General features: G+C 71.6%; 9 protein-coding genes. 3 read left to right on the forward strand and 6 right to left on the reverse strand.

Annotated features, from left to right (window positions below):
* Window positions 1–80: 80 nt before the first annotated feature.
* From ACYC1Z_RS12300 to ACYC1Z_RS12310, 3 genes are all read left to right on the forward strand, one after another.
* Window positions 81–710: a single-stranded DNA-binding protein gene (locus ACYC1Z_RS12300; protein WP_461409820.1), complete on the forward strand. Its 630-nt coding sequence runs from the start codon at window positions 81–83 to the stop codon at window positions 708–710.
* A 175-nt stretch (window positions 711–885) separates the two neighbouring features.
* On the forward strand, window positions 886–2568 hold the full coding sequence (gene ettA / locus ACYC1Z_RS12305; protein ID WP_461409821.1) for an energy-dependent translational throttle protein EttA: 1683 nt from the start codon (window positions 886–888) through the stop codon (window positions 2566–2568).
* 77 nt (window positions 2569–2645) lie between these two features.
* Window positions 2646–3080: an acyl-CoA thioesterase gene (locus tag ACYC1Z_RS12310; protein ID WP_461409822.1), complete on the forward strand. Its 435-nt coding sequence runs from the start codon at window positions 2646–2648 to the stop codon at window positions 3078–3080.
* Between the two features lie 495 nt (window positions 3081–3575).
* On the opposite strand, the gene rbsD is transcribed toward ACYC1Z_RS12310, so the two are convergent.
* The 6 genes from rbsD to ACYC1Z_RS12340 all read right to left on the reverse strand — a co-directional run bounded on the left by rbsD (window position 3576) and on the right by ACYC1Z_RS12340 (window position 9486).
* Complete coding sequence (gene rbsD / locus ACYC1Z_RS12315) at window positions 3576–3965, reverse strand: D-ribose pyranase (protein ID WP_461409823.1); 390 nt, start codon at window positions 3963–3965, stop codon at window positions 3576–3578.
* Window positions 3962–4894: a ribokinase gene (locus ACYC1Z_RS12320; RefSeq protein ID WP_461409824.1), complete on the reverse strand. Its 933-nt coding sequence runs from the start codon at window positions 4892–4894 to the stop codon at window positions 3962–3964. The genes rbsD and ACYC1Z_RS12320 overlap by 4 nt, the downstream gene beginning before the upstream one ends.
* Window positions 4895–4980: 86 nt before the next feature.
* The gene (locus ACYC1Z_RS12325; protein ID WP_461409825.1) at window positions 4981–5934 is read right to left on the reverse strand and encodes a substrate-binding domain-containing protein; all 954 of its coding nucleotides are present in this window, start codon (window positions 5932–5934) and stop codon (window positions 4981–4983) included.
* 57 nt (window positions 5935–5991) lie between these two features.
* Complete coding sequence (locus ACYC1Z_RS12330) at window positions 5992–6969, reverse strand: ABC transporter permease (protein WP_461409826.1); 978 nt, start codon at window positions 6967–6969, stop codon at window positions 5992–5994.
* Window positions 6959–8479, reverse strand: coding sequence for a sugar ABC transporter ATP-binding protein (locus ACYC1Z_RS12335; protein WP_461409827.1), 1521 nt, complete (start codon window positions 8477–8479; stop codon window positions 6959–6961). Before ACYC1Z_RS12335 ends, ACYC1Z_RS12330 begins: the two co-directional genes overlap by 11 nt.
* Window positions 8476–9486, reverse strand: coding sequence for a LacI family DNA-binding transcriptional regulator (locus ACYC1Z_RS12340; protein WP_461409828.1), 1011 nt, complete (start codon window positions 9484–9486; stop codon window positions 8476–8478). The genes ACYC1Z_RS12335 and ACYC1Z_RS12340 overlap by 4 nt, the downstream gene beginning before the upstream one ends.
* Between the last annotated feature and the right edge of the window lie 116 nt (window positions 9487–9602).

Consider the following 9602-nt stretch of genomic DNA (forward strand, 5'->3'; position numbering starts at 1 on the left):
GGCGCGCGTGATCCGGTACGCGTCAGCGTGGTGCCCGTGGCCGGCCGAGAGGTGCCGGCCCGGAGCCGAGGGAGCGAGCGATGAGCGACAGGATCGAGATCACCGTCCAGGGCCGGCTGGGCGCGGAACCGGTGCGCCGGGTCGGCGCCAACGGCACCATGTGGGCCACGTTCCGCCTCGGAGCGACCCCGAGCTACCGGGACCCGCAAACCGGTCAGTTCCGGGACAGCCGTACCGAGTGGTTCACGGTCAAGTCGTGGGGCAACCTGGCGGCCAACGTCCTGGAGTCCGTGCACCGGGCCACGCCGGTGATCGTCCGCGGCAAGGTCTACGTCGACACCTGGACGGGGGAGAAGGGCGAGCGGTGGGACCACGTCATCCACGCCGACGCCGTGGCCGTGGAGATGTCCTCGGGCACCGCCAACTTCGTCCGGACGGTTCGCGCGGCACCGGCCGCCGAGGCGGGCCCCGCCGAGCCGGAGCCGGCCGGTGGGACCGTGACCGGCCCCGACGGGAGACGGTGGGAGAGCGAGGACCTGCCGGACGAGCCGCCTCAGGACGACGACGTGGCGCTCGACGACGCGGACGGGGCGGGCGTCGGCGACGCGAGCGGGACGGGCGTCGGCGACGCGGACGACGTAGACGACGAGACAGCACAGCGCACCTCCGTCGGCCCGCTGACTGCCGCCGGGCTGGGCAGCCTCTCCTGACGAGGCCGAGGGGCCAGGACCGACCGGCGGAAGCGGGTGCGGCGCGGGGAGAAGGTGACGTACGCCCTCGCCGAGGGCCCACGTGCAGGCGCGCCGCGGGGCGGGTGACCTACGCTGGGCCCAAAGCGGTCCGCCCTGGTGGCGGACCACCCCACGTGAAGTGATGCGGAGAGCAGTGGCTGAGTACATCTACTCCATGGTCCGGGCGCGTAAGGCCCACGGCGACAAGGTCATCCTCGATGACGTCACCATGGCTTTCTTCCCCGGCGCCAAGATCGGCATGGTCGGCCCGAACGGTGCCGGGAAGTCCACGATCCTGAAGATCATGGCCGGCCTCGACACCCCGTCCAACGGTGAGGCTCGCCTCTCGCCCGGGTACACGGTCGGGATCCTCCAGCAGGAGCCGCCGCTCAACGAGGAGAAGACCGTCCTGGGCAACGTCCAGGAGGGCGTCGCCCAGATCCTCGCCAAGGTCGAGCGCTTCAACGAGATCGGCAACCTCATGGCCGAGCCCGATGCGGACTTCGTCACGCTCATGGATGAGATGGGCAAGCTCCAGACCGAGATCGACGCCGCGAAAGCCTGGGACCTCGACGCCCAGCTCGCCCAGGCCATGGACGCCCTCCGCTGCCCGCCACCGGACGCCGACGTCTCCATCCTCTCCGGTGGCGAGCGGCGCCGCGTCGCGCTGTGCAAGCTGCTCCTCGAGGCCCCCGACCTGCTGCTGCTCGACGAGCCCACCAACCACCTCGACGCCGAGTCGGTGCTCTGGCTCGAGCAGCACCTGTCCAAGTACCCCGGCGCCGTCATCGCCGTCACCCACGACCGGTACTTCCTCGACCACGTCGCGGAGTGGATCGCCGAGGTCGACCGGGGCCGCCTGTACCCCTACGAGGGCAACTACTCCACCTACCTGGAGAAGAAGGCAGCCCGCCTCGAGGTCCAGGGCAAGAAGGACGCCAAGCTCCAGAAGCGCCTCAAGGACGAGCTCGAGTGGGTGCGGTCCAGCGCCAAAGGCCGCCAGACCAAGTCCAAGGCCCGCCTGGCCCGCTACGAGGAGATGGCCACCGAGGCCGAGCGCACCCGCAAGCTCGACTTCGAGGAGATCCAGATCCCGCCGGGCCCGCGCCTGGGCTCGGTGGTACTCCAGACCGAGGATCTGCGCAAGGGCTTCGGCGACCGCGTCCTCATCGACGACCTCTCGTTCTCCCTGCCGCGCAACGGCATCGTCGGGATCATCGGCCCGAACGGCGTCGGCAAGACGACACTCTTCAAGACGATCGTGGGCCTCGAGTCCCTCGACGACGGCGTCCTCACGATCGGTGAGACGGTCAAGCTCTCCTACGTGGACCAGGCCCGGGGCGGGATCGACCCGACCAAGACCCTGTGGGAGGTCGTCTCCGACGGGCTCGACTACATCAAGGTCGGCAACGTCGAGATGCCCTCGCGTGCGTACGTCTCGGCCTTCGGGTTCAAGGGGCCGGACCAGCAGAAGCCGGCGGGCGTGCTCTCCGGCGGCGAGCGCAACCGCCTGAACCTGGCGCTGACCCTCAAGCAGGGCGGCAACCTGCTGCTGCTCGACGAGCCCACCAACGACCTCGACGTCGAGACACTCGGCTCATTGGAGAACGCGCTGCTGGAGTTCCCGGGCTGCGCCGTGGTCATCACGCACGACCGGTGGTTCCTCGACCGCGTCGCGACGCACATCCTCGCCTGGGAGGGCACCGAGGACAACCCCGCGTCGTGGTACTGGTTCGAGGGCAACTTCGAGTCCTACGAGGCCAACAAGGTCGAGCGGCTCGGCGCGGAAGCGGCGCGCCCGCACTCCGTGACCTACCGCAAGCTCACGCGCGACTGACGGCTCGCCGCGGGGCACCGCCGCGGACCACGGCCCGCGGTCGTGCCCGCAGCGGTCCACCGCCGAGAAGGAGTCCGATGGCACGGCTGACGATCCCCGTCCAGGTGCGGTGGAGCGACACCGACGGGTACAACCACGTCAACAACGCGAAGATGCTCACCATCCTCGAGGAGGCGCGCATCGCGGTCTTCTGGGGCGACTCGGGCGTGCCGCACGCCTCGGGCACGCAGACGCTGCTGGCCCGCCAGGAGATCGAGTACCTCTCGCCGCTGGAGTACTCGCGCGAACCCGTCCAGGTGGAGATCTGGGTCTCGCACCTCGGCGGCGCGTCGTTGGACGTGTGCTACGAGGTCATCGGGCCCGACGGCGTCGCCGCCCGCGCGATGACCACGCTCGTCATGGTGGATCTCGCGAGCGGCCGGCCGCGCCGCCTCACCGAGGAGGAACGTGGGGCGTGGAGCCCGCTGCTCGGCGAGCCGGTCCCCTTCCGCCGTCGTCGAGCCGGCGGCTGAGGGCCCCGGGAGACCCGCCAGTAGGCGACTGGCCGGCGGGCGAACGGCGGTGGCCGCCGGGACCTACGGGCCCGGCGGCCACAAACCGCATGACGGGTCGGACCAGCGTGACGGGTCAGACCGGTGTGAAGGCCAGCCAGGTCAGCAGGACGTCGGCGACGACCGGCGCGATGAGCGGGAGCGGCAGCGTTGCCGTGGTCATGGCTGCCATGGTCGGATCCGGCCACATGTGGTGCTCGTGGGACTGGTAGGGCGACATCAAGGACTCAGACGTCTATTGCTGTCACGAGTGTGGCCGGATCGGTGCCGCCCACGTCGGTGCCGGCGTACAGCAGCAGTGCGAGAGCATCCGGCGTGAGCCGAAGTCGCGGCGGGGTGCCGATCGCCCGGGACGGTGGCACTCGGGAGTCAGCACGCCGTCCCGGTTCGAGTACCTCAAGGAAAACGGCGGGATGTCACCCTCAACGGCATCGGGGACACGTTGGAAATCCAGCCTCAGAACGGCACCCCGCACCGCAGGACGACGTTGGCGTACGGCGTCGCAGCACCGGTGCGGATGAAGAGCTTGGCCCGGCCGGAGAGGGTCTTGAGCGCCTCGTGGCTGATCCTGTCCGGCTCGCCGAAGCGGGCCACGATGAGTTCCTGTGCGGCGGGGTTCTGCTCGGTGGTCTCGGCGGCCAGGGTCGCGTGCTCGACGACGATCTCCTCGGCGAGCGCGTCCACCACCTGGGCGAAGGCCGGCACGCCGAAGGTCAGGGCCAGGTCCACGACGCGCACGCCGGCAGGCCGGGGGAGGCCGGCGTCGGCGACGACGACGAGGTCGGTGTGCCCGAGGCGGGCGAGCTCGTAGGAGAGGGCGTCGTTGAGGATCCCGCGGCGCTTCACGGCGCCACCTCCGCGCGCCGGGGGTAGGCGGCCTGGGCGCCGCGCCTGCTCACCGTGACGGCGGCGACGGCGGTCGCGAAGGTGACCGCACCGGCGAGGCTCGCGCCGGCGGCGAGCTCGACGGCGAGGGCGCCGACGAACGCGTCACCGGCGCCGGTGGTGTCGACGGCAGCGACCCGGTGGGCGGGGACCCAGCCATGGGAGCCGGACGGGGTGGGCACGCCACCGGACGCCCCGTACTCGCTGCGCTCGGCATACCGGGCCCCCTGCTCGCCCAGCGTGACGACGACGGATCGGGGGCCGAGTCCGAGCAGCGCGGTCGCGACCTCCTGAGGGTCCGCGGGGGCGCCGCCCAGCAGGAATGCGGCCTCGGTCTCGTTGACCACGAGTGGGTCCGCGGTGGTGAGCACCTCGGCGGGCAGGTGAACCGCGGGGGCCGCATTGAGCACCACCCGGCCACCTGCGCGGTGCACGGTGGTGGCCGCCAGGGCCACCGTCTCCAGCGGGATCTCGAGCTGGAGGACGAGCACGACGGCGTCGGACCATGCGGTCTCGGACGCGGCGAGGCGTTCGGGGGTGACGCGGCGGTTCGCGGCGGGGGAGACGATGATCGAGTTCTCCCCGTCGGGGGTGACCATGATGATCGCGACCCCGCTCGCGCCGGGGACGGTGTCGAGCGCGGCGACGTCGACGCCGGCGTCGGTCAGGGAGTGGCGCAGCATGGCTGCGTTCGGGTCGTCCCCGACGGCCCCGACGAACGCGACGTCCCCGCCGAGCAGGGCTGCGGCGACGGCCTGGTTGGCGCCCTTGCCGCCGGGGGTGACCACCGCGTCGGAGCCCAGCAGGGTCTCCCCCGCCTGCGGGCGGCGGTCGATGTCGAGGACCAGGTCGGCGTTCGCCGAGCCGATCACCGCGATCTTGTGTTGCACCACTACCTCCGTTGGGGCTGCCGCGGCGCGAACGCCGCGGCAGCCATGGTGGGACCGTCGAGCCCTGGGCTGGGCTCAGCGAACGGTCAGAGCGTGTCCTTGGTGATGACGACGACGGGCACGCCGACGTTCGCCTCCGTGGGCTCGCCGGCGATCAGGGCGAGAGCGGCCTCGACGGCGCTCTTGCCCAGCTCCTCGGGCTGCTGGGCGATCGAGGCGTACATGGTGCCCGCCTTGATGGCGGCGACGCCGTCGTCCGTGCCGTCGAAGCCGACGACGAAGACGTCCTGGCCGGCGCGGTCGCCGAGTGCCTGGATGGCGCCGAGGGCCATCTCGTCGTTCTCGGCGAAGATGCCGACGACGTCGGGGTTGGCCTGCAGGAGGTTCGTGGCGACGTCGAGGCCCTGGACGCGGTCGAAGTCGGCCGGCTGCGTGGCGACGACCTCGATGTCCGGGTACGCGGCGATGCCCTCGGTGAAGCCCTGCCCGCGCTCGCGGGAGGCGGAGGTGCCGGCCACGCCCTGGAGCACGACGACCTTGCCGGTCTCGCCGACGGCCTTGGCGAGCGCGTCGGCCGCGAGGCGGCCGCCCTCGACGTTGTCGGACGCGACGAAGGCGTCGACCTCGGCGCCGTTGACCACGCGGTCGACGGCGACGACGGGGGTGCCGGCGTCGAGCAGCGGAGTCACGATCGGGCCGGCCGCGTCGGAGTCGACGGGGTTGATGATGACGGCACCGAGCTGCTGGGTCTGGAAGTTCTGGATCTGGTCGGCCTGCTGCGTGGCGTCATCGCGGGCGTCGGTGACGGTCAGCTCGGCACCTGCGGCGTCGGCGGCGGCCTGGGCGCCGTCACGCAGGGAGACGAAGAACGGGTTGTTCAGGGTGGAGATCGCGAGGCCGATCGTCGCCCCGCCCTCGGCGCCGGTACCGCCGTCGGTGGTGGCCGTGTCCCCCGAGCTGCCGTCGCTCGAGCCGCACGCGGCCAGGGTCAGGGTGGCCGCCGCGGCGAGTGCGGCGAACCTCGTTGTGCGCTTGTTCATGATCTTCCTTTCTGGGGGCCAGCCGGTTCGTCCCGGCTGATGGGGTGGTGCGAGAACTCAGGAGCGGCGTCGGCGCAGCGTGTCGGTGAGGACGGCGAGGGCGATGACGGTGCCGATGACGACCTGCTGCCAGAACGAGGAGACGTTCAGCAGGTTCAGGCCGTTGCGGATGACGGCGAGCACGAGCGCGCCGACGAACGTGCCGAACGCGCGGCCCGAGCCGCCGGCGAGGCTGGCCCCGCCGATGACGACGGCGGCGATGGCGTCGAGCTCGTAGCCGGACGCTGCCTGCGGCTGGCCGGAGACGAGCCGGCCGGCGAGGACGAGGCCGGCGATCGCGGAGAACAGACCCGCGAGGGAGTAGATGATGAGCTGCTGCCGGTTGACGTTGATCCCGGACAGACGTGCGGCCTCCTCGTTGCCGCCGATCGCGTACATCGCCCGTCCGGTGTAGGTGCGGTTGAGGATGAACGAGGCGAGCAGCCCGAGGATCACCATGATCAGGACCGGCACGGGCAGCCAGCCCCACAGGGTCTCGCCGAACCAGGCCACGGCCGAGGGCTGCGCGATGGGCACACCGCCGGAGAGCACGAGGGCGAGGCCGCGGGCGATGGAGAGCATCGCCATCGTCGCGATGAACGCAGGCAGGCGCCCGAAGGCGATGAGCACACCGCTGACGAAGCCGGCCGCGATCCCGGTGACCAGGCCGAGGAAGATGGCGACGAACGGGTTCAGGCCCATCGTCGCGGCCGAGTAGCCGGTGACGATCGCGGCCAGCGCGGCGACCGACCCGACGGAGAGGTCGATGCCGGCGGAGACGATCACGAAGGTCTGCCCGAACGCCAGGATCGCGACCACGGCGGCCTGGACGCCGACGTTGAGCAGGTTCTGCGACGTCAGGAACACGGGGCTGAGGATCGCCATGACGGCGCCCAGCAGCACCAGGGCCACGAGCGCGCCGTTCTGGCCGGCGAGCGTCTGCGCGCGGTGGCCGAGCGAGGCGCCCGAGAGACGGGACTTGGTCTCAGTGTGCACGGGTGGACTCCACTTCCTTCACGGCCAGGGCCATGACGGCGTCCTGGGTTGCTTCTTCGTGGGACAGCTCCCCGACGATCCGGCCCTGGGCCATGACGAGGATGCGGTCACAGATGCCGAGCACCTCGGGGAGCTCGGAGGAGACCATCAGCACGCCGCGGCCGGTGGCGGTGAGGCGGTTGACGAGCTGGTAGATCTCGACCTTCGCGCCGACGTCGACGCCGCGGGTGGGCTCGTCGAGCAGGAGCACGGCGGGGTCGGCCGCGAGCCACTTGCCCATGACGACTTTCTGCTGGTTGCCGCCGGAGAGGTTCCGCACGAGCGCCGCGATGGACGGGGTACGGATGGAGAGGTCCTTGACCATCCCGGCGGCGAGCTTGCGTAGCCTGCCCCGGTCGACCACGCCGACGCGGGTCGCGGCGCGCATGGAGACGAGCCCGATGTTCTCGGCGACGGAGGCACCGAGGACGAGGCCCTGCGCTTTGCGGTCCTCCGGGACCAGGCCGAGGCCGGCGGCGATGGCGGCGTGGACGTCGTGGCCGGGCAGGGCCTTGCCGGCCACCGTGACGTTGCCCGAGGTGTAGCGGTCCGCGCCGAAGATCGCACGGAGCACCTCGGTGCGCCCGGCGCCGACCAGGCCCGCGATACCGACGACCTCGCCGGCTCGGACGTTGAGGGAGATGTCCTCGAAGACGCCGGGGCAGGTGAGGTGCTCGACGCGGAGGACCTCGTGGGTGACCTCACTGCGCACGCGGGGGAACTGTGCCTCGATGGAGCGGCCCACCATCATCCGGACGAGGTCGTCGGTGCTGGCGCCGGAGGGCACCGTGCCGACCGACCTGCCGTCGCGCAGCACGGTGACGCGGTCGCCGATGCGGTGGATCTCCTCGAGGTGGTGGGAGATGAAGACCATGCCCACGCCGCGTTCGCGCAGGTCGGCCATGAGGGTGAGGAGGCGGTCGACCTCGTCGTCGGTGAGCGCGGCTGTGGGCTCGTCGAGGATGAGGACGCGGGCCTTCAGGCTCAGCGCCTTGGCGATCTCGACGAGCTGTTGACGGGCGACGCCGAGGGTGCCGACCGGGGTGCGCGGGTCGATCGTGAGGCCGACCAGCCGGAGCGCCTCCGCGGCCTGGGCGATCATCTTGCGGCGGTCCACGATGCCGAACCGGCGGGGCTGGCGGCCGAGCAGGACGTTCTCGGCCACGCTGAGCTGCGGGACGAGGTTGAACTCCTGGTGGATCGTGGCGATGCCGAGCGCCTCGGCGTCCGCCGTGCGGTGGATGCTCACGCGCTCGCCGTCGACGTAGACCTGGCCCGAGTCGGGCTGGTACACCCCGGCGAGGCACTTGATGAGTGTGGACTTGCCCGCGCCGTTCTCGCCGAGGAGCACGTGCACCTCGCCGGCGTGGAGGTCGAAGGAGACGCCGTCGAGTGCCACGACGCCGGGGAAGGTCTTCCCCAGGCCCTCGACGCGCAGGAGCTCGGGCCCCGGTGCGGTTGCTGCTGTCATCGCTTGCTCCTGGGTTCGGTCGACTCGCGAAGGATCAGGTGGGCGGCGAGGTGCACGTCCTCCACGGGCTCGCCGTTGATGCGCGCCAGGAGCATCGCCACGGCGCGGGTGCCGAGCTCGACCGTGGGCTGGCGGATGGCGGTGAGCTGTGGACGCAGGAGGGTGAACCACGGCATGTCGTCGAAGACGGCGAGGGCGAGGTCGTCCGGGATCGCGGGGGTGCCGGCGTTGCGTTCGGCGAGCAGCTCGAGCGCACCGAGCGCCATCGGGCCGTTGGCGATGAGGACGGCGTCGGGCACCATGGCGCCGTCGAGCAGGGCCGCCAACGCGGCGCGGCCGGAGGCGACGCGGAAGTCGCCGCGGACGGTCCACGCGTCCGCCAGGTCGAGACCGTGCCGGGCGACGGCGGCGTGGAAGGTGTCGAGGCGCTCGCGTGAGGTGCCCGCGTGGTCGGGGCCCGCGATGATCGCCAGGTGGCGCCGGCCGGTGGCGACGAGGTGGTCGACGAGCTCGGTGACCGCGGCGGCACCGTCGACCCGGACGATGGGGGCATCGACGTCCTCGGCGGGGCGGTCCACGAGGACGATGTTGTGGTCGTTGCCGGCCGCCTCGCGCAGCAGCGGGGAGGTCTCGACCGTGGGGACCACGATGAGGCCGTCCACCTGCCGGCCGAGCAGGATCCGGACGTAGTGGTCCTGCTGCTCGGGGTCCTCGTCCGCGTTGCCCACGATGACGGCGTAGCCGGCGGCACGGGCCGCGTCCTCGACCGCGCGCGTCAGCTCCGCGAAGAACGGGTTGAGCAGGTCCGAGACGACCAGGCCGATGGTGCGGGTGCCGGTGGACCGCAGCGAGCGGGCGATCGCGTTGGGCCGGTACCTCAGCTCCCGGGCGGCGGCGCGGACGCGCTCACGGAGCTCGGGGGAGGTGCGCTCGTCGCCGGAGAGGACACGCGAGACCGACGCGGTGGACACCCGTGCCCGGTTCGCCACATCCCTGATGGTCGCCATCGACTCCGCCTGCCCCGTTGCTCCGCGTCATTGTTGCCAGTACCCGATGTAATCGATTACGTAATCGATTCCACGAGTATGGCGGTGGTCCCGGTCGGCGTCAAACGGGACAGTGG

The sequence above is a fragment of the Georgenia sp. genome (assembly GCF_054605595.1).